The following is a 22,725-nucleotide window of genomic DNA, read 5'->3' on the forward strand; positions in this document are numbered from 1 at the left end:
TAATCGATCTCTAAAGCTGGTCCAGCTTCGGGTAATTAGCCTAATACCCGTGTTTTTGGTGATAAGCTACGGTGGCTGTTACCTCTATAAAAACAGCGTTCCAGTCCTGCACAAAACGACTCAACCCAAAGCGACTCAACGCCAGATGGCGAGCGTTGTCGCCTAAACGCTTGGCTTCATCCGGATTGTCGAGTAAAAACTGCATCCGGTCAATGAGTTCATCCGGATCGGCTGACACAAACCCATGTACCCCATTTTCGATGACGGTCGGCAATTCGGTAGTTGCCAGTGCAATAACGGGCATACCGATGGTCATGGCTTCAATCACCGCCAGCGGAAGGCTACTGTACCGCATGGGACTGAACAGAAACCGGTATTCGGCGACGCGACGATGTAGCTGGGTGTAATGGATTTCACCAATTCCGCCAATTTCGGTTGATTTCATGCCCGCTACCGTCAGGGGTACACGCTGGCGCATTTGCTCGAACAAATCAAATCCGGCCATTCGGCCCCGGCGTTGTAGCTCATTGACGATGATGATCCCCTCCCGACGCTGACCATCATACCGAAGCGCCGGATCAATGGCAACGCTGTGCTCGATGACCCGCGTAGGTGTCTGTCCATTATCCCACATCAGCCGATTATACTGCGTCACATGCACCAATGTAACGGCTGGATCATCGGCGGCCGGGTGTCGCGAATCGGTTGGGTGTGGTTCAGGCGCATTATGCTCCAGGTAAATTGTTGGTAATCGTTGTTGTTCTGCTGACAGAATCTCGAAGCGGTCCCGTTCATAATTACGGGGTGTCTGGCAAATCACTACGTCCAGATCAAGATTACGTACCGCTTCTGCCGGAATCTCCCGCACGTAGGGGGGCATTGTTGACTCTTTTCCGCGACCGACGTAGCCTTCCGGCCCGCCAGGTTTGGTTGGTACGTACCAGTTGTGAATAGTTTGCGTGATAGCGGTTAGGTAGGCTCCGTGAATATGCCAGATTAAAATGTTTAGTGGTCGCATAAAATTGTTCTCACTTGACGCTGAGCTTAGTTGTTGGTTTGGGTAAATTAAGAACCCCAACGGCGAAGGGGAGCAAACGGTTTTAATGCGCCGGGTATTTGACCTATTTAGGCTGGGCCGGGTCCGTTTTCTTATACAATGTTCCGTTTTCTCATAAAAAGCTCCGCTGGACTAACCTCGTTTGTAAGGGTAAGTTACCTTCTTGATTTTACGGGATAGACCTCAGCCCGCTCAATCAAGTGTAATGGAGAAAAGTCTAGTCCTTATTTCCGAACATGCGTCTCCACTGGCTTCTATCGGGGGCGTTGACGCGGGTGGACAGAATATCGCTGTGGCTGAACTGGCTTGCGGCCTGGCACAAGTAGGATACACTGTAGACGTGTTTACCCGATGCACATCACCCCAAGAGGCTGAAATTGTGCATTGGAAACCCCGAATCCGGGTCATTCACATAGCCGCTGGTCCCCGCGAGTATCTCTCCAAGGAAAAGTTACTGCCTCACATGGACGAGTTTGCCCAGAACATGAGCCGCTTTATTCGGGAGAACGCTATGGTCTACCGGCTGGTGCACGCTCACTTTTTCATGTCGGGGTTGGTCGCTCTTACACTCAGGCAGCAGTTGAAGCTGCCCTTTGTCATTACCTTTCATGCTCTGGGCCTGGTTCGGCGAATCCATCAGGGAGCTGATGACGGATTTCCCGCCGAACGTATCGCCATTGAAAAACGAATCGTGCAGGAAGCCGATGGCATTATAGCCCTTTGTCCGCAGGATAGTGTCGACCTGATTACCTTATACGGCGCATCGCCCAGTAAAACGAGCATTATTCCCAACGGCTACAATCCTGATGATTTTTTCCCGGTCGGGCAGGCAATCGCCCGGCAACAATTGGGACTTGCCCCGCAGATACCTCTTCTGTTGCAGCTTGGTCGTCTGGTGCCCCGAAAAGGGATCGCTACGGTTATTCAGGCGCTGGCGTTGCTCCATCAAAAACATACGATACCCGCTCAGTTGTTGATCGTTGGTGGGGACTCTCGGCATGCAGACCCCACATTGACGCCCGAAATTGGCCGCCTACAGCACATAGCGTCCGAGTTGGGGGTCGAGGACCACGTTACGTTCACGGGCAGTCGTGAGCGACATGAACTGCGCAACTATTACAGTGCGGCCGACGCCTTTGTCACAACGCCTTCCTACGAACCTTTTGGTATTACCCCCCTGGAAGCGATGGCGTGCGGAACACCCGTTGTTGGGTCGGCGGTGGGCGGTATTAAACATACGATCCTGGCTAATAAAACCGGCTTTTTGGTGCCTCCCAATGACCCGGTTGCTTTAGCAGCCCGGCTGGCCGTTCTACTGTCGCATAAAAGCCTGCGCGACCAATACAGCCGGGCTGCCATTCAGCATGTACGGTCAGGCTATACGTGGCAGCAGGTAGCGCGCCAAACGGCCGATTTGTACGATCTGATTACCAATGGCCGGATTCAGACGGGTATCTGGCTGGGTGCCGCTCAGTACCAGTCACCAACGCTCTATAAATCAAAAAATCCGTATGAATAAGGCGGTATTCTGGGATAAAGATGGTACGCTGATTCCTGACATCCCGTATAATGTCGATCCAACCCAAATAACACTTTATCCGGATGCGGGTGAAAGCCTGCGCCGACTGCGGGCTGCGGGTTTTAAACTGATTGTCGTATCCAATCAGGCGGGGGTTGCCCAGGGGCGATTTCCGGAAACGGCATTAGCCAGTGTATGGAATCGACTGACTGAGTTGTTACGTCCCTTTGGGGCTGCACCCGACGCCTTTTACTACTGTCCACATTATCCCGCAGGGTCTGTAAAAGCCTACGCGCAGGCATGCCCCTGCCGAAAGCCGGAACCTGGATTGCTGCTACAGGCCGCACGGGAGCATCAGCTGGACCTGCGAACGTCCTGGATGGTAGGCGACATTCTGAATGATGTAGAAGCCGGAAATCGGGCCGGATGCCGTACCCTCCTGATCGATCGCGGGAACGAAACAGAGTGGCTACTTAGCCCGCACCGACTCCCGACTGCCCGGGCCAAAAGCCTACAGGAAGCGACCAGCTACATGCTGGCCCACGAAGTGATAGCAGCCTTACCAGATCAACCAATCAACGCATGAAAGACCTGGACTTTTGGCGAGATGGCCTGCGCATCCTGTGCGTCCGACTGGACAACCTGGGCGACGTACTGATGACAACCCCCGCTTTTCGGGCGCTGAAGACAACCTGGCCCCACTGTCAGCTCACCTTATTAACGTCATCTGCCGGGGCCGCTATTGCCAGCTATATTCCTGACATCGACGACGTTATTCAATTTGATGTGCCGTGGGTGAGTGGCGACGCCGACGGACGTAGCAGACTTCTGCCAATGGTTGCCCGGTTGAAACCCTACGCGTTCGATGCGGCCATCATCTTCACCGTTCAGAGTCAGAATCCGTTACCCACGGCGTTGGTATGCTACCTGGCCGATATTCCGCGGGTGCTGGGGTACTGCCGGGAAAATCCCTACCAGCTGATGACCGATTGGGTGCCTGACCCGGAGGTGCTGATGGCGACACGGCATGAAGTAGAACGACAGCTCAATTTAGTACAGACTGTTGGTTGCCAGCCTGCTGAGCAGTCGTTGTCATTGACGGTCCCGCTCGCTGACCGCCAGTATGCCCGTAACCTGCTGACTGTTCAGGGGGTCGATCTGGACCGGCCCTGGCTTGTACTCCATCCGGGCGTAAGTGAGGCCAAACGCCGGTATCCTGCCGACGATTTTGCGAAGGCGCTAAGTCAGCTCCGGCAGAAAACCGGGTATCAGATTGTGCTGACAGGAAGCCAGTCCGAGCAACCCCTAACCGCCCGGATTGAGCAGCAACTCCGCCGACATACGGATGGGGAGCCAATCATTAATCTGGCTGGACAATTAACCATTGGCCAGCTCATCGGCTTACTGGCCGAAGCGCCGTTGCTGATTGCCAATAATACAGGCCCTGTACACATTGCCGCAGCCGTCGGAACGCCCGTTGTGGTGCTGTATGCCAAAACCAATCCGCAACATACGCCCTGGCAAGTACCCAGCCGGGTGCTGTACTTCGACGTACCGGCAGCGCTGCGCTCCAGGAATGTGCTGCTGCAGCAATTTCCCGAATCAATCCCGTCGACGGCTTCGCCCGAAGCCATTGTGCAGGCGGTTGATGAGCTTGAGCAAGCTTTATTTTCTAAAAACAACGTAGTATGTACACATTAGGTATCAATGCAGCTTTTCATGACCCGGCTGCCGCGCTGGTTAAAGACGGAATTATTCTGGCCGCTGCCGAAGAAGAGCGGTTTACGCACATCAAACACGGCAAACGCCCCATTCCGTTTTCGACATATGAGCTACCCTACAATGCCATTGATTTCTGTCTGAAAAAAGCAGGTATCACGCTTGCCGACGTTCATCATACCGCCTACTCGTTCGATCCAACCGTATTACCAGGTACGTATCCGGAGGCAACTACAGTTGAGTTACCACTGAAGCCGGGTGCCCTGTCCGGCCCCGATCTGCCTGAGGGCTGGCTGAATCCTTACGATGGCCTGTTTCTATCCAGTATTCTCAATGCGCCGGGTCATCTGGTCGATGGTGTACCGCTGCATCTGGCCAGTCGATTTAAGGGGGCCACGGCCGAGGGACCGTATCAGTGGCATTTTGTCAATCATCACGTAGCGCACGCGGCCAGCGCCTTTCTGCCCAGCCCGTACGAACGCGCAGCCGTGCTGGTGCTCGATGGCCGGGGCGAAGTGGCCACCACGAGTTACTGGCTGGGCGAGGACAATCACCTGGTTTCACTGGGTGAGGTTTGCCTGCCGCATTCGCTGGGACTTATGTATGAGCAACTTACTACGTATCTGGGCTTCCTGCATTCGTCCGATGAGTATAAGGTGATGGCGCTGGCTTCCTATGGCAAACCCGTTTACGCCGATTATTTCCGGCAATGTATTCAACTGACCGCCCGGGGACAGTATACGATTGCACCGCTCAATCTGGTCGAAACTTTCGGCCCGGCTCGCGAAAAAGGGGGACCGCTGAATCAGCATCATTTCGATCTGGCGCATTCCGTTCAGCTCGTTCTGGAAGAAACCGTACTGAAACTTTGCAACTGGTTGCGGCAACAGACCAACGCCGACAGTCTTTGTCTGGCGGGTGGCGTAGCACTCAACTGCGTTATGAACGCCCGGCTACGCGATCAGGGACCGTTCCGGAACATCTGGGTGCAGCCTGCCGCGGGTGATGCGGGTACAGCCCTGGGAGCCGCGATGTGGATAGATGCCCAGCAACGTAGCACGACGCAGGAAGCGCCCGCGTCGACCTCACTGGTAGCCGCCTACCCCGCCCGTTGTGAACGGCGCTACGTTATGGAGCAGGTTTATCTGGGGCCTTCCTTCAGCGATGACGAAATAGAAGCGTTTCTGCGCTGGTCGAAATTGCCCTACCGGCGACTGACCGATCCGGCGAATGAGGTAGCTGCGTACCTGGCGGCCGGGAATATTATCGGCTGGTTTCAGCAGGGCATGGAGTTTGGCCCCCGGGCGCTAGGTGCCCGCTCGATCATTGCGCCCCCGTTTCCGGCCGAGATGCAGGCACGACTCAATGACCTGAAAGACCGGGAAGAGTTTCGACCCGTGGCGCCTGCTGTGCTGGAAGAAGCCGCTGATACGTATTTTCTGAATGCGCGGCAGTCGCCGTTTATGCTGTTTGTCAATGAGGTACGTCCCGACATGGTCAGTACAATTCCGGCCGTGACGCATACCGATGGAACGGCCCGAATTCAGACGGTGAATGAACGTCAGAATAAACCGTACTATGATCTCATTCGGGCGTTTGCTGAACAAACAGGGGTGCCCGTGCTGATCAACACCTCGTTCAACACGCGCGGTGAACCAATTGTCTGCACTCCCCGCGACGCGATCGAATCCTTCTGGACATCCCCGCTGGATGCACTGGTCATTGGCTCATTTTTCCTTGAGAAAAACACCGGCCAACCTCACCTGTCGGCCCTTGACCGAAGCGAGCAAACAGCCGTTACGACCTAACTAACCCATAGCGATGAAACCAGTAATTACGGTTGTCATACCTACGTATCAACGTCCTACCTTATTGCGCAACTGCCTGGAAGCCCTCGCCCGCCAGCACGTGCTGGCGTGGGCTCAGGTAGAAATTATCGTGGTGGTGGATGGGACTGATTTTGAGGCGTTTGACCTGACCTATCGGATGAGCAAGCAGACAGGCCTGGTCATTAAATGTCTTCAACAGAAGGAACGTCGAGGACCCGCTGCCGCCCGAAATCGGGGATGGCGCTCGGCTAACAGTCCATTTATTGCATTTACCGATGATGATTGCCTGCCCCAGCCCACCTGGTTATCGGCGGGTTTATCTGCGTTGTTGAGTGGGGAACAGGTACTGACGGGCCAGGTGCGCATGCCGTTGCCGGAACAACCTACGCATCATGACCAGACAACCGCACTGCTGGAAACGGCCGAATTCGTCACGGCCAATTTGTTTTGCCGTCGGTCGGCCCTGGAGCAGGTGGGCGGGTTTGATGAACAGTTTGACAGTGCCTGGCGCGAAGACAGCGATTTGCAGTTTAAATTTCTGGAAGCCGGTATCCCCATTAGCACGTGTCCGGAAGCCGTGATTGTGCATCCCATCCGCCCCGCCCCCTGGTATGCCAGTTTGCGCGACGAACGTAAAAATCGCTACGACGCCCTGCTCTACAAACGCCATCCCACTTTGTTCCGGCAGCGCATTCCGGCCTATAAACCGTTAGTACTACGTTACTACCTGTCGGTGATTGCTTTGCTGATTGGTTTGATGGCTATGGGCGGGGGGCAAACCAAGCTGGCCCTTGTGTGCCTTGGCCTTTGGGGTTTTCTGACAGCCAAACTTATCTGGGAACGCCTAAGCGGCCACTTCGGCAGCTGGCAGGCGTTTAAACAAGCCACGTTAACCAGTTTAGCGACGCCTTTTCTATCAGTTTATTGGCGACTCTACGGGGCTTTTACGTATAAAACATGGTTTTGGTAACTCATAAACCGGCCAATCCTCCTTGGTCTACAGCAATGCATATGGATAAATTAACCGAAACCTTAGGGTACTCGCCCAAAAAGATAGCTGTTTTTCGGGCTATCAAAGTAGGGGATTTACTCTGCGCTGTACCCGCTTTTCGAGCCTTGCGGCAGGCGTTTCCGAATGCCCATATTGCCTTGATCAGCCTGGCCTGGGCGGAAGAGTTTGTCCGCTGCTATCCACACTATTTCGACGAATTCGTTTCGTTTCCGGGCTGGCCGGGCTTACCCGAACAGCCGCTCAGACCCGATCGGACTGTTGCATTCCTGCAACAGATGCAAAGCCGCCAGTGGGACGTAGTACTTCAGCTTCAGGGCGACGGCACCCTCGTTAATGCGATGTGTAGCCTGTTTAACGCCCGGGTTATGGCGGGTTATTATCCGCCCGAGCAGCGTGCCGAACGATGGGTAGCCAATACCGGGCTTTTTCAGCCTTATCCCATAGATACCCATGAGGTCTTTCGGCATGTTCGGCTGATGGCTTTTCTGGGAATTGCTCCGCAGGGGTATGAACTTGACTTTAGGCTGACCGAAGCCGACCGACAGGAAGCCCGTACGCTGCTTCACCGGGTTGGGGCCGAGCCAAACCACTTCATTTGCCTGCATGTCGGTGGTATTTCGGGCCGACGCTGGCCTGAGCATCAGTTTGCCGCTGTTGCCGATGTGCTGGCAGCGCAGGGCTATACGGTTGTACTGACGGGAACGGCCGGTGAGCAGCCTATTGTCGGGGCTGTTCAGGCGGCTATGACACACCCGTCGGTATCGATTGCCGGGAAAACCTCCCTTCGCCAGTTAGCCGCCGTATTGTCGGAAACAACGTTATTGATAAGTAATGACACGGGTGTAGCGCATCTGGCGGTTGCCTGCGAGACACCCAGCGTTGTGGTGTTTACATCGGCCGATCCAGCCGAATGGGGGCCCTTAAACCGGAGTCGCCATCGGGTTGTGCTTGAACAGGCCAGCGATTGTTACCAGCAGGTAGTAGCCGAAGCCACTGATCTGTTGACGCCCAAGCTGGCCGATATAGCTTAAATCGATAGCGTCAGCTAGTGCTGACGCATCATTGAATAGCATGGTGCATCCGTCAGGAATGCGCCGAAACCTACTACGTTATGAGCGTTATTAAACCGGCTCTTCAACATCCAGAGCGAATTGCTTACTTCGCGGGAGCCAATAATTACTGCTGGGTTCATTTTCGGGATGGCGAAAAAAAACTCCTGGCCAAGCCAATCAGTTACCTGGAAAGCCAGCTGCCCGATTTTATTCGGGTGCATAAAACCGTGCTACTCAATCCAGCCTATGTAAAGAGCCTGGATCATCCCCCCCGTAATAAAATGGCGGGTAAAGTCCATCTGGATAGTGGCGAGGTATTTCCGGTCAGTCGTCGTCGCTGGCCCCAGGTAATGAAATCCTTTAGCCGTCTGACAGCCAATACGATTGGAGAGGAAACGGATTATCCTCTTTACACACCTGATTCTTCGCAGGCCATCCAACCGCCTGATCTGCTGGCGTTTTCCATCTTTTTCATTACGGATGAAAAAGAGAAAGCTTTGATGACAAAGGAAATCATCAGAGAAAAATGGCCCGCTTGCCAGGTGTACACGAACCAGCAAAGTGCGCATCTCCCTGATCTGTTGAAGGCACTGCCTGAGTACGAGTATCCAACCTTGATTCTGATGGACGCCCGCACAAAAACGATGGAACGGTTATATACGCTTCGGCACCTGAAAGACGATAGCCATCTGAGCCATATTCCGGTTATTTTACTGGTTTCACCAACCGATCAGCTAATTATTGAAGGCTATCAGCATCAGGCCAATTCCGTGATTTCGATGCCGGCAGAATACAGGCTTTTTAAGCAGATGATTGAGCGCATATGCCAGTTCTGGCTGCACATCGTCACCCTGCCGAGTATGGGGCAGTAACGAAAGTAGCTGTGGAAATAATGTATTGCTAAATAGTAAACCGAACTGGAGGCAGTGTAACGGTATCGACCCAATAGGTTCGTAACTCGTTGAAGTAGTCCAGCCATTCCCTAAAAACAGTGGGTTTTACTAAATAAGAAGCAACACCCCGCTGGTACGCGTCAACAATATCAGTGTGACTATTGGATGAGCTTAACATAACCACCGGAATTCGATTGCAGGACGAAGACAACGCTTTGATCTGCTGAAGCAAATGCCAGCCATCTTCCCGATTGGGCATGTACAGATCCTGAAAAATTAACTTAGGCAGTTCCCATTCCTGTGTGTTCCATTCGTTGAGCAGATCCAGGGCTTCCTCCGGTTTATCGACAAAAACCGGATTCACTTCCGGAATACATTGTTGAAGGGCACTTTTCATGAGTGTTCTATGATCAGCGCTATCCTCAATAAACAGTACTTTAACTTGTTTAATTTTATTCCGCATCTGTTACTATGTAGTTTCTGTTAACCTGTAGTTACTCCGTAACAATAAGCTAAATTAAACATAATCTGTCAAATAACATAATCTATTGAATAAGTAGCTTACTTTAAAAAACACCCTGAATTTCGTCACGCTCCAACGCTTTATAAAAATACCCGCTCGTTGGTTGATCAGGCGGGCAGAAGCCATCAATTTTCCTGGTTATTATAATCAAGTAATTCTTCCTTGGATGAAAACAAGCAGGCTTCCATCGGAAGAAAATGGACTTTCACAATGATTCTCGCCTGCCCTTCATGATCACCTATTGGCTTCAGATCATACGTAGCACTGGTAATAACCAGTTCATGAATAGCCTGACGCTTCCGGATGACAGTAGTATTGGGCAGGCCGTCATTCAAAATAATCTGAATGATTTTGGCTTGAAAGTATGGCTGTACGTGTACTTGTCCGCAAGGTTGATTGACCCATACAATATCGCCAACCATAAACGGAATATCGACAGGCTTTAAGGTGAGTTTCATAGGGCGCTTTTGGGTTAAGATGTGTCATCTTCCTGCGTAGGCATTTACCCAACTTCTGGTTGATAAATTCTAATAAGAGAATAGCAAAAGAGTAAGGAAGCGGCCCGCACAGCGAATTAATTGGTGGTCATTAGCAGGAGGCTATTGCTTCGGCCGTTGGTCGAAAAGTCCATTTTCTCACTAAACGTGGATTTTAACGCTGTTCTTCCTGCGCATCAGGTTAAGCGCATAAAGACTGGTAAACTCATGAAAAACGCTACGTGCCCATATATCCTGCCATTGCTGGCTGTCCTGCTGTTTTGGGGATGTGGTGGCAACAATACCTCGTCGAATGTCCAGTCGCCGGGTGCCGACAAAACAACGAAGACGGAGGTGCTGGAAGCCGGAGCCGATGTGCTTCAGCAAAAAACGCCGTTAACAAAGCTGAACATGTATCTGGATGGGTTTCATTTTTACAACGGCGATCCGGCCATGCAGATGGAAGCGCATCATTACTGCAGCGCTATCAATGAGGATTTGACACAATGCATTATTTATGATGGCAACAGCGACAAAGCTAAAATCATGGGCGTTGAGTACATCGTCTCCGAAAAGCTATTCAAAACGCTGCCAGCCGAGGAAAAGAAGCTTTGGCACAGTCACGTCTATGAAGTGAAGTCGGGGGAATTAATTGCCCCTGGTATTCCCGACGTAGCGGAACATGAACTGATGGAAAAATTGGTTTCTACCTACGGCAAAACGTTTCATACCTGGCATACCGACCAGGATTTAGTTCTGCCATTAGGCCATCCGCTGGTGATGATGGGCTTTACCAAAGACGGTATGATTAAACCAAATCTGGTAGCTGACCGTGATAAGCGATTCACTGTTTCCAGCCAGGAAAAAAAGAAAAAGCGGGCTGATATTCCAACGCCGGCCATCCAACCCGGTGCCAATGCGTGGCAGCAGGGCGACATTCGGCAATTGAAAATCGACAAAACTGCTCAGACCGGCCATGCTCATGCTTCCCCGATCCGGTAGCCCAACTTACCGAATGATTAGCTTTCGGGCATCCTGCCGTTGACGTCGGGACCGTCGTGCATCATCAGCCGATACAATGGTCTGACCAAAGGCTGGTTACGGCTGTTCTAAGATTGCCCGTCCGGCGATAACAGGCTCTCGTAGTAGCACTACATCCAGGCATTCACGTCTGCATTCAGCGATGCCTCCGGGTCATGGTTGGCTGTTGCGGCAACACCTGATGGAGTATCGCCACCGAATCCCACAGCCAAACGACACAGGGAGGCTGGCTTTATAGTCTCGCTGTGTCGTTTGCTGATGCGCGCCCGCCAGGTGTAATACTCGGGTGTTCCACGCGAAGCCTCACCCAACAATACGTAGTGAACATCGTCGATACGTTCCAACAGCGGGTGCGATCTGCGTCGGCACCGAGATCCTACGCCTGTGTTGACGTTCGGGCTTGACTAGCTACAAGGTCATTCGGCAGGCAAAGTCAGAAAACCCCTACACCATGGGCTTACCACCTGTTACGCCATAAATCATTCCAGTGATATAACTCGCTTCCTGTGAGGCTAGTAAGACATAAACGGGGGCCAGCTCAATCGGTTGAGCAGCCCGTTTGAGGTAGCTTTCGTCCCCAAATTTCTTGAACTGTTCAGGAGGCATTGTCGACGGAATCAGGGGTGTCCACACCGGGCCGGGTGCTACCGCATTGATCCGAATCCCACTTTCCATGGCTTCTTCGGCCAGCGCTTTAGTGAAGTTAGCGATCGCGGCTTTGGTCGCGGCATAGGCCAGCAACTGGGATTTGGGTTGATACGCCTGAATCGATGTCGTATTAATGATCGAGCTACCGGGCTTCATCTGTGGCATGGCCGCTTTGCACAAATAAAACATAGAAAAGACGTTGGTACGGAACGTCTGCTCAAACTCCTCGGAAGGCAGCTCGGTAATTTTCTGATGCGTCATCTGGAACGCAGCATTGTTAACCAGAATATCCAGTTGGCCCCACTCGTCAATCGCGCGTTGAACCAGTTGCTGACAATGGGCTTCCTCCTGAATATCTCCTTTTATGGCCAGCGCCCGGCAACCCGATTCTTCTACCAGCCGTACCGTTTCCTGCGCGTCCTTTTCTTCTTTCAGGTAGGCAATCAATACGTCGGCTCCTTCACGGGCAAACGCCAGGGCTATAGCCCGGCCAATACCACTGTCAGCTCCCGTAATCAGCGCTTTGCGGCCCGTTAACTTGCCACTGCCCTTGTAGGACTGTTCGCCGTAATCGGGCTTTGGGTTCATCTGCGCATCCTGACCGGGAGGATCTATCGGTTGCTGCTGATCGTATGGGGGCGCCGGATATTGCTGGCGCGGGTCCTGAAGTTGGCTAAGGTCTGTCGATACCATGTTAACTGATTTAGTTTTGTCCTAAGGAAGATAACTAATCAGCTTAACCGAGTCCGTCATACAGTAGGCTAATTAAGCGGTATGGCAATTAGGCAATGGCCCGGTTGTTGTCCCCACGAACGTATCAGCACGTAACTGGCAACCTTATTCATCCTCGATCTGGTTGAGTCGAAGCTTGTTTTTTTGACGGCTTTCTTTTGTCTGTTTGAACATTCGACGGTTCGTGGCCAGCATGGCCTTGTACTGGCGGTCCAAACGAGTTTTTATAAATTCATCGGAGTGACTTGTCAGTAACGTCTTTCTCATTTCCAGCAGTGAGATCATTTTTCCAAGATGAGTAAGCATGTCCTCATAGTAGGCATCCAATTGTATATACCAATTTTTGAGTTGTTGATCGCTAAGCCTGCTGGGTGGTAGCGGCTGGCTGGGCAGGAGCAGTTGCCACTGCTGTTGTAAAGCTTGAATATGCACCTGAATTGGCTGGCCGTCAAAGGCCTCAACGGGCACACTCAGGCGGTCTGCGCCATCGACAACGGTAGCTTCCAGCAGGATCCAGTCATCTGCTACTAATTGGGTCAATAGCTCGAAAGCCGACTCATGATTGCTAATCCAGAACCCAACATCAGTACATAAAATCCCGTCGTTAATTCCATTGACAAATAGTATCATCTCGACGTCATCTAAGTGATCAACTCAGCTCATAGGATAACCCATGCCCCTTAAGTTGATCAATACTAATTTTAGAAAAGTGAGCGTTCGGCTCTATCTGATGATAGTGTTTAAAAAAAGAGAGGATGACAAACTCAGGCCAGCAAGCCTAAACAACGTCTACCGCATTCGAAGGCCTGTTAGCTCCGTATCGGGGGCGGTTTTACAAAACACATTTTTAAGTAAAAACCAGCAGAGGCTCATGGATTCTGGAAACGTTCACACTGCTTCAGGCATACGAGGAATACCTATCCAGCGGCCAGCGATTCAGCCCACCTGTTTACCAGGCGTTAGTTACTACGCTGGCTGGTTTAAGGACCATCCGGGTCGTGGAAGATTCCATAGTCATTTTATTCAACGCGGTGTAAATCAGCTTGACAGCGTCTTCAATCCGTTGCCAGCCCTCTTCACTACGCAGGTCGATCCCAAGCATGGGACGGTCGTTTTGGGCCTGGATCGTCAGGTACGACAAAGCACCCAGAATGACCGCTGAAGCTGCCAGGTGATCACCCCCTTCCACAAACGCCAGTTGCTTAACCAGGCTGGTAAGTTCACTATCCAGATTCTTACTAATTGCCTCGGCTCTGGAATCATTCTCTTTCACCGTAGCTTTAAGTAGCTGACGAGCTGGGCGGGACGCCCGAAACTGACGAAAGAGTTTCAGCACCTGAGTTGACCAAATGGTGGCCAGATCCTGTGGATGAACGGGCTGTATCTGCTCCAGCATGGCAGGCGTGAGATGCGGCACCAGCCGTCCCATCCGCACATAGTATTCCAGCAGGCCTTCAATGCCACCGAAGTAGCGATAAATGAGTACTTTACTTACATTAGCCTTTTCCGCAATGGTTCCGACACCAACGCCTTCAATCCCGTGTGTACTGAGTATTTGTTCTAAAGCGTCTACGATACGTTGGGTCGTAGCGGCTCGGTTGCGTTGCATTGTTTCCATATGTATGTCTACGTTAGCACAGAGTTTTTTCAAAGCCGTTAAGCAACCACATGGCTACGTAACAATCCCACGGATCAACCCTATCGCTAGCTAACCAGTAATTAGGAAAAGTAAACTTGAACAAAAACAATTAGTGATGTAACGGCCCCCGAACTGGCCTTTACGATACAAATCGGGCTAGTATACTACGATACTAACCCGTTTTATACCCTACCTGTAGACGTCGCCTTCTTGATAATTCCCTGAATAGCTCCTGGTTCGCTGTCCAGTAAACGTAAAAGGGCGCGTAACTACTTAAAGCTACCTGGCCCTACCCAACTGGTCGGACTGGCTCGGGCCAGGTAGCTCTGTATGTCCGATCGGACAACGAATCAGTTTTTATCGACAGGTTCCTGTTGTTTCTTCAGGCTGGCGGCTGCCATGCTATCGGGCATCAGGTTACTCATCGCCACCTGAAGTTTGTTTTTTAAACCCGACACTACCTTGTCGTCACCAGCCATGAGTGCGTCATAGCCATCTTTGGCCACGTCAGCCGGATCAGACAGACTATTTTCATGCACCATCTTGGAATTTTCCATCTGCGCCTTGCGAAAGAAATCCGTGTCTGTCGGGCCAGGCTGCAGGGCCGTAATAGTGATGTTGTAGTCGCTTACCTCCGCCCGAACAGCTTCCGTAAAGGACAGCACAAAGGCTTTCGTGGCGTGGTAGACAGCTTGCCAGGGGCCGGGTAGCTGACTGGCGATGGATGCTACGTTCAAAATCTTTCCGGCATTGCGGGCGACCATATCCTGCAAAAATAACTTGGTCAGCACTACATAGGCCCCGACATTAAGCTGAATTATATCCAGTTCCCGATTAATGTCGGTATCGACAAACAGGCCATACTGACCCTGACCGGCATCATTGACAAGCACGTCGATAGAAATGCCTTTAGCTTTTACGTCCTGATACACATCGAAAGGCGCCTGCCGCTGACTTAGATCTTTGGCAATCGTCAGCACGTCGATGCTGGATTTCATCAATTCAGCCGCTGTGTTGTCGAGTTCGGTTTGATCGCGGGCTACGATTACCAGATTATACTGATCGTTTGCAAACAGTTTGGCCAGCTCATAGCCTATGCCACTGGTTGCCCCCGTAATGAGGGCATACGGACGTTGGTTAGTTGTCATAACGTTCTTTTTCGTTAGCTGATTTACTGTGGATTAAACTTAAAAAGCTCATAAGGCCTGGTACGTTCCTTCCGGGGGATGTGCAACTGCGAACTTGTTACGTAGAACTGTCCATCGGGCCCCAGGGCAAACGTATCGGGCCATTTCAACGACTCCGATTGTACCATACGCTCCTGATACCTGGCGGGGTTCATGCGAATGACGGCGTTCTGCTGAATAGCGGAGAGATATAGATTACCCGCTGCATCGAAAATCATGCCGTCCGTTGGTTCCGTATCCGCTACTTTTTCGACCTGGGCAGCCACTTGTGCCACCGTCAGGGACTCATTGAGCAGGGCATCGGTAGGAATCCGGTACAGACTCCGTCCTGTCAGCGCGTGCCAGTAGAGGTGGGTACGCTGGGGATTCAGGGCAATGCCATCCGAATCGGTAGACGGTACTTTACCCGACTGGGTCCGGTACGTTCGTCCTTCGGCCACGATAACCACTCCCTCCGATTTAGTCGACGCATCCAGACCCAGTAACCGCCGGGCTTTGCCCGTTGCCAGGTTCACGACCACAATGGCTCCTTGCCCGGAATCCGTAATGTAGGCAATCTGTCTCTGGGTATCGACCCGAATATCGTTCAGGTAACTGGTCGGATACACTACCGTTTCATCGTCGAAAATGATACGTTGGAGTAACTCACCTGTCTCGGGATTGAACTTCATCAACTTGGCCCCGCCCTTTATGACGCCCTGCATCTGGGGTGAAGCCGGGTCCAGCACCCATAGGTTATTCTGGTCATCGACGTACACGCTTTGAATACAGATGAAATGGTCCTGGGGCGATAACGACCGGTTCCACGTATTCCAGTCCTGGTTGGGAAACGGTGTACCTTGCGCCCCGTTGACCACCGCCACCGAATACGGAATCGTGTCGACCTCCATGCGGGGGAAACAGGCGAACAATTTCCCCTGCCGGGACACCGTAACGCCGGTCCATTGCACGGATGACGTAGCGACAGAGGTCAGGGTTATACCGGGGACGTCGGGTAGCGCCGTGTCGTCCTTGTCTTTGCAACTGGTCGTCAGTGCCAGGACAATGACAGCCATCAATTGAGAAAAGCGTTTCACAGGATGTTCGGTTTAATTGAGCAGGCTACACCCGTTCGACTAGTCCAGCACAGACAGGGTATGGGGTGCGTCGGATTTGGTATTGATGGTTCCCTTTTGAGGGACGTCGTAATTGGAAATGTAGAGCTTGTTGCTACGGATCAACACTTCGGCGGGTTCGTCCAACCGCCCATCTGCGCCGTCCGTATCGCCATTCTGAGCCAATACCCGCATCACCCCGGCGGGGGAAACAATCCGAATGGCATTGTTCTTGGCGTCGCAAACGTATACATTATCCGTCTCCCGATTGATGACTAAGCCATCGACGCAGGGCAGTTTGGCAAACTCGGTTTTCGTCGCCAGCGTGCCGTCTGGGTTAAGCGTCATCTTATACATCGTGCCATTGCCGAACAGCCCGGTAAAGAGATTTCCCTGACTGTCGTAATCGATGCCATCACACCCTAAATCATCGCCATCAGGACCCAGTTGCGTTACGAACGTAGTCAGAACGTGAGGGTCCAGCGACAGGGGGATGAGCTTAATCGGGTTACTGCCGTTCACTACGTTCAGTTCGTCGAGGGTGAACCTGAAAATGGCGCTCCCATTGTCAATACCGGGTAAATCCCACTGGCTATCCGTGACGTACAGCGTATTTCCTTTCCAGACCAGGCCATTCGAGAGTCGAAACCCTTCCACAACAGCTTCAATGGCGGCTGGCTGTCCATTGACGATGCGAATGCGCATGAGCCGGGATTTGAATGAGGGATCGTTGGTAAACTGGTTGTCGCAGTAATACACATTACCATCGGGTCCATAGGCAATATCAAAAGGCGACGCCTTACCGGTTGCCGGGCTGGGCGCTGGCGTAGCAAATACCGAATAACCCTGGTCGGTGAGTCGAAGAATGACGGCCGGATAAGCCGGATTGCCCGCATTATTGACCGACAGGAGCATGGTATTATCCGGAGCCAGCGCCAGGCCATCGGGCGTATTATAGGCCTCGGGCAAGGTATAAGCAATTCGGGGCTGAATGTTCTGATTTTGGGTGGGAAACTGACGGTGGTCCTCACAGGCAACCAGCATGCCGATAATCAGGCTGAATAAAAGTATTTTTTTCATTGTTGAGTTAGTCATTTAAACCGGTCATAAAACCCGGCTGGTGACCCAGTGGTGTATAAACGCAGGCTTTTTCAACCGATAACGTAGTTGGATGGTTTTTAGCGGACAAACCAAATAAGGCAATGGCCCGATTGTAGCCTTAGCTTGGTGCCTGTCACTTATCGTCAACCTTTACAGCTATATCCACGCGTGGATGATGCTCCTTTGACTTGTACCAACCTACTTCTTTTGTTTTATATGGTGCATTTGTCGTTTTCCTGTAGTACAGCCGCGCAGGATTGACCTTTCAGCGTTCGATCAGCGCTACGATCACCAAGGTAAGTGTAGTATTCCATAGTCTGAGTATCGTATATAGCAAGACGAATTATTTATTAAAAAGGTGACTTTTGTCGTTCTGATGAGTCTATGTTAGAAATACTGGTTCTATACTGTTACCCAAATCTATCCACACACCTCAAAAGCTCTAGCCCATAGCTAGAGCTTTTGTAATTTCATCAGTACACTACAATCTCACCTGAACTCTGCCCAGGATACCTTTCCAGCTTATTGGATACCGCTGGCTGAATTTTTGCTTAGCCAATCAGGGCTGTATGAGTTAGCTGAAACTATCCTTATAGAAATAGCCTGAATGGATCAAAAGAAAGTAATACAGACATGTAAGCCCAGAGCTTACATGGTGTGGATAGAATCAAAATGCCCGATCAATGTTGAATCGGGCATTTTTGTGCCACTGCCAAGGTATGTCCCGGTAGCGCAGGTGGCTTATCATTCTTGCGTTGACCGTACGCTTACAATTGGGGTTAACCGCTTTACCGAATCACAAGCGTATTCGTACGTATTGACAAGCCCTAACCGGGTAGCGCTTTTATTTTCCACATTTCGGTCAGCAATTTGTGACCTAACCAATATGTATGCAGTCTAGGTGAACGCTAGTACTAGTAAGGGAGGCTCAGCGGCTGTGGAGGTCTGCTTGAGCTTCCCGCCATTAGGGGTTGCTACATTAGAAGCCGACCAAATAAAAAATCTGCTACAACAGGCACACGTTCAACTGCTTGCCCTCTACCCCATAATCGTACATAAGGACGTCCTTTTCGGGATGTATTGTCTTAAGCAAGTTGACCGATTGGAATGACCGGCGCTACACATCGTCCGCAATACGCTCATCGGGCAGGTAACACCGGACATTCGATTTAGCCAATATGCCGTTAAGGTCGACCAGGCCGTTTTCCACAAAATGCAGTATCAACCGATCGGTCTTAAGAGTGAACGAGATCGATCATGCTTATCAACTAGGTTTTACTAACCGGTTTTGCCTTCACCAGGAACCGCTTATCGGTCAGCGACCTCAGAAATTCTTCCAGGTCCAGTTTCTCCTGTTGAGTGAGTCCTAAAGGTTTAGCTAGTAGCGGATCCCGGTTAATGGCACCCGGCACCCGCTTGTCGGGGTCATTGTAATGATCAATAACCTCGGCCAAGGTTTTGAACAGGCCGTTGTGCATATAAGGAGCCGTCAGGGCCACGTTGCGTAAAGGGCCAATCTTGAATTTGCCCAGATCACTGGCACGCTTGGTAATGGCGGCCCGGCCACTGTCGGCCAGGGTTTTCCCATCGAACAAGCCGATGTTTCGAAATTCCGAACTATTGAAATCTGCCCCAAAATGACATTGTACGCAGTTGGCTTTACCATTAAAGAGAGCAAAGCCCCGCTTGGCCGACTCACTCACGGCCGCTTCGTTGTCGTTCATTCGCCAGTCATCCAGAGGTGACTCAGCCGTTTCCAGCGTCTGCTCAAACTCGGACAGCGCCTTCGCCAGCGTAATTTTGGTAGGCAGTTCTCCAAAGGCCTGTTTGAAGTAGGCGCGGTACTTCCGATTGGCATTCAGTCGTTTGAGGGCTACCTCAATGGGTAAATCCATTTCGTCGGGATTGGCGATGGGAATCAGGGCTTGTTCTTCGAGCGTTTTGGCCCGCCCGTCCCAGAAGAAGTTGACCTGCAGCCGCACGTTCATGGCCGAAGGGGTATTGCGTTTACCTTTCCGGCCAAACACGCCCAGGCTCAGCGCCGACGTATCGGCAAAGGCAAATTCTTCCCGGTGGCAGCTGGCGCAACTGATGGTGCGGTTGCGCGAGAGAATAAGGTCGAAAAACAGGCGTTTCCCTAAGGTCATTCTGTCCATGGGTTCCTCGGTCTCCCCCGTGGCCCCTACCAGAATAAAGCCGACCAGAGCGAGTAGAAAACATACGTAGGTTTTCATGGCTTAACAGTAGTAACCCGGCCAAGCGCTAGGGTCGGAACTGTCTCCCGGCGTTCCCGACAGGTATCCAGCATCGCGGTGAATCGAACTGAATCAGGGACTAAAAATTGTATTCTATAGGTACCGAAGTAAGCCGGGTTACACGTGCCGTCGGTGACCCCAATCGTATCCTGATGGACGTAATAACGTCCCATTACGTACGATTTTCTGTTGACAAACCCGTCGTAGTTGCCGTCGAGTAGCGTTACCCCGTTTATTCGCTGCTGCCAGCGACCAACCATTGGGTTTTGGGGATTACTGGACAAGGATGACAGCGCTACTAGTCCAATGAAGCTTATCAGGAGAGTAAATCCTTTTTTCATGATCGATGTGGCTACTATTTCCGTCAGGGTTTGATGGTCTTAACTGCATCGGTGGCCTGCCGACCGGCCGTAAACTGGTGCAGGTCATTACGACGCCCCTGGCAGGTATCGGCAATAGCCGTAAACCGGACGGAATCGGGCACAAAAAAGGCAAACTTGTAGGTACCGTAGTAGTCCACATGGCAACCAGGGTCAACCAGCGCAAAGGTGTCCTGTCGCACCGTGTATTTACCGCTGGTAAACACTTTTCCATTGATGAAAACATCGAATGTGTTGTTGGGACGAAACACCAGTAGCGTGGTAGCTCCTTTATAGAGTTGTTGCCAGCGCCCCACCAGGGCGTTGGGTGGATTGACGAATGATACGGCGGTCAGGGCGATGAGGACCAGCGAGACAAGGGAGATTCTTTTCATGGTAGGTATTGAGATTCGTTGGCGATAGGAGGAACTTATGGATTGAGCATTGCTTCTGGTGTTGTTAGTCGTATTGTTCTCGTCGGAAAGAAACACACAGCCATATAAATGACAATCCCGATTTCTATGAAGAAGGCGATCTTACGAATCCAGTCGGTTTGCCATAGGCGCGCCATTAGCGCCGGGCTGTATCGACCCTGATCAAACTGCTGCTCGATCGGCACCTGAATGACGATAGTCGATACCCAGGCGGTTAAGGCGCAGACCAGTACAGCCCAAAGGGTCCATTTTGGTACGCTCGGTGGTCGGTTGAAAAATAAAGCGAGCAGGGTAATGTTACCCAGCAGGATGGGCAACACCAGAAACGGCAGTACGTTTTGGCTGGTGGCCTGGTGCTAGCGGGCAAAGTCGGCCGGAGAAACGTAGCGACCCAGATCGGCATAGCTCCGGTATTCAACAAATTCATTCATCATGCCTGCCCCTAGGTATAATTGCTGATTAGCAGGGCCGTAAGTGGCAATCAGATTAGCAAGCGGTAAGTTCACTGTTTCGTGCACTTACCGTCAGTCATTTTATATAGGTACTACGACCGTTTCCTCAAGGCACGTTACCTGATTAAGACCAAATAACGACTCAGACGATGGTACCAAACCTGATTATTACGCTGTATCTGTTGAGTCAATTTACCATTCACTACTCGTTTACTACAATCAATAATCCAATAATCATGAAAACCAGTCTCTTTTTTCTACTGCTAACTATGCTAGTTGGCATGCGGCCGATAGACGTACCCTTGACGGTAAGCCCGAATGCAGTTTCCTGCAAGATGTTGAACGGGAAGGATCGTCCATTTCCCTGTGAATTCAAGATCCATACGGTCTGGTTCATGGGGAAGAACAACGAAGTATTGGCTAAAAGCACCGCCAATGACCAACTTATCAAACTACCCAAGAGTAAGGCCATCGCCAGCACGGCTTCGAGCCAGGGTGGATCGCTGACGTATTACGTATCAGTCGATTTTAGCCGTATCAACAAAGCTTCATTCGAAACTAAAACCTATACGCTAAGCAAGGCCACAGGCAAGGACCCCATCTCGCCCGGCGAAACCACGGCGATCAATAAAGCAATCGAAGTAAGCCCCAACCTGCCCGCCCCATTCATCCGCCCGAAACGCATTGGGTTCACATTGCAACTGATCTATGGCGGTTCGGGCAACGAGGCATCGTTTTTCGCTCCCGTTCAACTGATTCAGGTGGAGAATCCGGTTACGTTCGCCAAAATGCCGAAGGAAATAAATCATTATCGGGACCGGGCCGAAGCATGGCGAACGATGCAGCTGGTGGGCGATTTTAAAAATTGAGGTTTATGTCTAGGGGATATAAGCGTGGTCTGCCTATTATTTATAATGTTCCTGGGGCTGCCTTCATTATGCGGGCATTAGACGGGAATATAGCCCGGTTTTTTGCAATCGCACGGGATCGGTGGTCGTTTCAGTCGATTATCGCGTAGCGCCTGAGCATTCCTTTCCGGCTTCTACCAACGATTGTTATGCGGTCTGGGACTGGATCGATCAAAACGCCGAACGTATTCAGGGAGACAACAAAAAAATCAGCCTAGTTGGCGACAGTGCTGACGGACTATTCATTGGTTCTCTACAGCTTAAGCAGCAACAAAAAGGTCATCCCGGGCGACCACTTTCGCTGGTTTTTGTTAATCCAGGCATCGACATGAGCCCATCAGCGGCTGGGGCTGACTATTACGGACTGGTGACAAATTGGCACCTGAACGAACAAATAATACCTGTTTTATAAATGAAGTTCTTGATGTGTCAGTCAGCTAATCTTCCAAAAAAAATTAACCGCTTGCTTAAATAAAGCAGGCGTTCCTGGGATGGATATTCCAGTCAGTGCAACGGCCGCAGCCGGTATCGATGCTAAGCCTGGTTGGGATCACTGACAAGAAGACGCGTACAGGTGAGCGGGTCGAGCAAGAGCCACCCCTCCCCTATTCCTGCCCCATTCCCTTGTACACCCATCACCCGATCGACCGGCGGGATCAGGATCGGCCCAGGCCTGCCCCGGCCCACAACCCGCCCGACCCCATCAGCCGGTGAACCAGCCGAGAACACCGCTTCCGTAGCTTGTGGCTTTGCTTGAGCACCAGCCGCTGCCACCCCTCCTGGGCCACATAACCC

26 protein-coding genes are annotated in these 22,725 nt (G+C 51.6%); 10 read left to right on the plus strand and 16 right to left on the minus strand.

Features of this window, described 5'->3' with window-relative positions:
• Positions 1 to 40: 40 nt before the first annotated feature.
• Positions 41 to 1,018 carry a glycosyltransferase family 4 protein gene (locus tag ACYVEA_RS32275; RefSeq protein WP_461117499.1) on the minus strand — a complete coding sequence of 326 codons (978 nt, stop codon included), beginning with the start codon at positions 1,016 to 1,018 and terminating at the stop codon, positions 41 to 43.
• 244 nt (positions 1,019 to 1,262) lie between these two features.
• On the opposite strand from ACYVEA_RS32275, the gene ACYVEA_RS32280 reads away from it, so the two are divergent.
• The 7 genes from ACYVEA_RS32280 to ACYVEA_RS32310 all read left to right on the plus strand — a co-directional run bounded on the left by ACYVEA_RS32280 (position 1,263) and on the right by ACYVEA_RS32310 (position 9,060).
• A complete protein-coding gene (locus ACYVEA_RS32280; protein WP_461117500.1) occupies positions 1,263 to 2,576 on the plus strand; it encodes a glycosyltransferase family 4 protein in 1,314 nt (437 codons plus the stop codon).
• Positions 2,569 to 3,162: a D-glycero-alpha-D-manno-heptose-1,7-bisphosphate 7-phosphatase gene (locus tag ACYVEA_RS32285; protein ID WP_461117501.1), complete on the plus strand. Its 594-nt coding sequence runs from the start codon at positions 2,569 to 2,571 to the stop codon at positions 3,160 to 3,162. Before ACYVEA_RS32280 ends, ACYVEA_RS32285 begins: the two co-directional genes overlap by 8 nt.
• Complete coding sequence (gene waaF / locus ACYVEA_RS32290; protein WP_461117502.1) at positions 3,159 to 4,277, plus strand: lipopolysaccharide heptosyltransferase II; 1,119 nt, start codon at positions 3,159 to 3,161, stop codon at positions 4,275 to 4,277. Before ACYVEA_RS32285 ends, waaF begins: the two co-directional genes overlap by 4 nt.
• The gene (locus ACYVEA_RS32295) at positions 4,265 to 6,103 is read left to right on the plus strand and encodes a carbamoyltransferase family protein (RefSeq protein WP_461117503.1); all 1,839 of its coding nucleotides are present in this window, start codon (positions 4,265 to 4,267) and stop codon (positions 6,101 to 6,103) included. The genes waaF and ACYVEA_RS32295 overlap by 13 nt, the downstream gene beginning before the upstream one ends.
• Positions 6,104 to 6,116: 13 nt before the next feature.
• Positions 6,117 to 7,094, plus strand: coding sequence for a glycosyltransferase family 2 protein (locus tag ACYVEA_RS32300; protein ID WP_461117504.1), 978 nt, complete (start codon positions 6,117 to 6,119; stop codon positions 7,092 to 7,094).
• 41 nt (positions 7,095 to 7,135) lie between these two features.
• Positions 7,136 to 8,167, plus strand: coding sequence for a glycosyltransferase family 9 protein (locus ACYVEA_RS32305; protein WP_461117505.1), 1,032 nt, complete (start codon positions 7,136 to 7,138; stop codon positions 8,165 to 8,167).
• Between the two features lie 80 nt (positions 8,168 to 8,247).
• Positions 8,248 to 9,060 (plus strand): response regulator transcription factor, encoded by an 813-nt coding sequence (locus tag ACYVEA_RS32310; RefSeq protein WP_461117506.1) that lies wholly within the window; start codon positions 8,248 to 8,250, stop codon positions 9,058 to 9,060.
• 28 nt (positions 9,061 to 9,088) lie between these two features.
• Here ACYVEA_RS32310 and ACYVEA_RS32315 read toward each other — a convergent pair whose 3' ends face one another.
• Together ACYVEA_RS32315 and ACYVEA_RS32320 are read right to left on the minus strand one after the other, a co-directional pair.
• Complete coding sequence (locus ACYVEA_RS32315) at positions 9,089 to 9,544, minus strand: response regulator (RefSeq protein WP_461117507.1); 456 nt, start codon at positions 9,542 to 9,544, stop codon at positions 9,089 to 9,091.
• Positions 9,545 to 9,729: 185 nt separating this feature from the next.
• Positions 9,730 to 10,062, minus strand: coding sequence for a hypothetical protein (locus ACYVEA_RS32320; protein WP_461117508.1), 333 nt, complete (start codon positions 10,060 to 10,062; stop codon positions 9,730 to 9,732).
• Positions 10,063 to 10,308: 246 nt separating this feature from the next.
• Between ACYVEA_RS32320 and ACYVEA_RS32325 the strand changes: the two genes are divergently transcribed.
• On the plus strand, positions 10,309 to 11,082 hold the full coding sequence (locus ACYVEA_RS32325; protein WP_461117509.1) for an OBAP family protein: 774 nt from the start codon (positions 10,309 to 10,311) through the stop codon (positions 11,080 to 11,082).
• A gap of 149 nt (positions 11,083 to 11,231) precedes the next feature.
• On the opposite strand, the gene ACYVEA_RS32330 is transcribed toward ACYVEA_RS32325, so the two are convergent.
• From ACYVEA_RS32330 to ACYVEA_RS32385, 12 genes are all read right to left on the minus strand, one after another.
• Positions 11,232 to 11,465, minus strand: coding sequence for a hypothetical protein (locus tag ACYVEA_RS32330; RefSeq protein ID WP_461117510.1), 234 nt, complete (start codon positions 11,463 to 11,465; stop codon positions 11,232 to 11,234).
• A 100-nt stretch (positions 11,466 to 11,565) separates the two neighbouring features.
• A complete protein-coding gene (locus ACYVEA_RS32335) occupies positions 11,566 to 12,462 on the minus strand; it encodes an SDR family oxidoreductase (protein ID WP_461117511.1) in 897 nt (298 codons plus the stop codon).
• Between the two features lie 144 nt (positions 12,463 to 12,606).
• Positions 12,607 to 13,131: a hypothetical protein gene (locus ACYVEA_RS32340; protein WP_461117512.1), complete on the minus strand. Its 525-nt coding sequence runs from the start codon at positions 13,129 to 13,131 to the stop codon at positions 12,607 to 12,609.
• Between the two features lie 319 nt (positions 13,132 to 13,450).
• The gene (locus tag ACYVEA_RS32345; protein ID WP_461117513.1) at positions 13,451 to 14,119 is read right to left on the minus strand and encodes a TetR/AcrR family transcriptional regulator; all 669 of its coding nucleotides are present in this window, start codon (positions 14,117 to 14,119) and stop codon (positions 13,451 to 13,453) included.
• 371 nt (positions 14,120 to 14,490) lie between these two features.
• Positions 14,491 to 15,288 (minus strand): SDR family NAD(P)-dependent oxidoreductase, encoded by a 798-nt coding sequence (locus tag ACYVEA_RS32350; protein ID WP_461117514.1) that lies wholly within the window; start codon positions 15,286 to 15,288, stop codon positions 14,491 to 14,493.
• A gap of 23 nt (positions 15,289 to 15,311) precedes the next feature.
• Positions 15,312 to 16,403: an SMP-30/gluconolactonase/LRE family protein gene (locus tag ACYVEA_RS32355; RefSeq protein ID WP_461117515.1), complete on the minus strand. Its 1,092-nt coding sequence runs from the start codon at positions 16,401 to 16,403 to the stop codon at positions 15,312 to 15,314.
• Positions 16,404 to 16,442: 39 nt separating this feature from the next.
• The gene (locus ACYVEA_RS32360; protein ID WP_461117516.1) at positions 16,443 to 17,501 is read right to left on the minus strand and encodes an SMP-30/gluconolactonase/LRE family protein; all 1,059 of its coding nucleotides are present in this window, start codon (positions 17,499 to 17,501) and stop codon (positions 16,443 to 16,445) included.
• A 1,289-nt stretch (positions 17,502 to 18,790) separates the two neighbouring features.
• Positions 18,791 to 19,756: a cytochrome-c peroxidase gene (locus tag ACYVEA_RS32365; RefSeq protein ID WP_461117517.1), complete on the minus strand. Its 966-nt coding sequence runs from the start codon at positions 19,754 to 19,756 to the stop codon at positions 18,791 to 18,793.
• The gene (locus ACYVEA_RS32370) at positions 19,753 to 20,118 is read right to left on the minus strand and encodes a hypothetical protein (protein WP_461117518.1); all 366 of its coding nucleotides are present in this window, start codon (positions 20,116 to 20,118) and stop codon (positions 19,753 to 19,755) included. Before ACYVEA_RS32370 ends, ACYVEA_RS32365 begins: the two co-directional genes overlap by 4 nt.
• Before the next feature lie 23 nt (positions 20,119 to 20,141).
• Positions 20,142 to 20,531 carry a hypothetical protein gene (locus ACYVEA_RS32375; protein ID WP_461117519.1) on the minus strand — a complete coding sequence of 130 codons (390 nt, stop codon included), beginning with the start codon at positions 20,529 to 20,531 and terminating at the stop codon, positions 20,142 to 20,144.
• Positions 20,532 to 20,566: 35 nt separating this feature from the next.
• Complete coding sequence (locus ACYVEA_RS32380; protein ID WP_461117520.1) at positions 20,567 to 20,890, minus strand: hypothetical protein; 324 nt, start codon at positions 20,888 to 20,890, stop codon at positions 20,567 to 20,569.
• Positions 20,891 to 20,926: 36 nt separating this feature from the next.
• Positions 20,927 to 21,076: a hypothetical protein gene (locus ACYVEA_RS32385; protein ID WP_461117521.1), complete on the minus strand. Its 150-nt coding sequence runs from the start codon at positions 21,074 to 21,076 to the stop codon at positions 20,927 to 20,929.
• Positions 21,077 to 21,171: 95 nt separating this feature from the next.
• Here ACYVEA_RS32385 and ACYVEA_RS32390 point away from each other — a divergent pair, with 95 nt between their 5' ends.
• A complete protein-coding gene (locus ACYVEA_RS32390; RefSeq protein WP_461117522.1) occupies positions 21,172 to 21,891 on the plus strand; it encodes a hypothetical protein in 720 nt (239 codons plus the stop codon).
• A gap of 76 nt (positions 21,892 to 21,967) precedes the next feature.
• A complete protein-coding gene (locus ACYVEA_RS32395; RefSeq protein WP_461117524.1) occupies positions 21,968 to 22,342 on the plus strand; it encodes an alpha/beta hydrolase fold domain-containing protein in 375 nt (124 codons plus the stop codon).
• A 122-nt stretch (positions 22,343 to 22,464) separates the two neighbouring features.
• On the opposite strand, the gene ACYVEA_RS32400 is transcribed toward ACYVEA_RS32395, so the two are convergent.
• Positions 22,465 to 22,725: hypothetical protein (locus ACYVEA_RS32400; protein ID WP_461117523.1), on the minus strand; the 261-nt coding region annotated here is incomplete at its 5' end.

Source organism: Spirosoma jeollabukense (genome assembly GCF_054777855.1).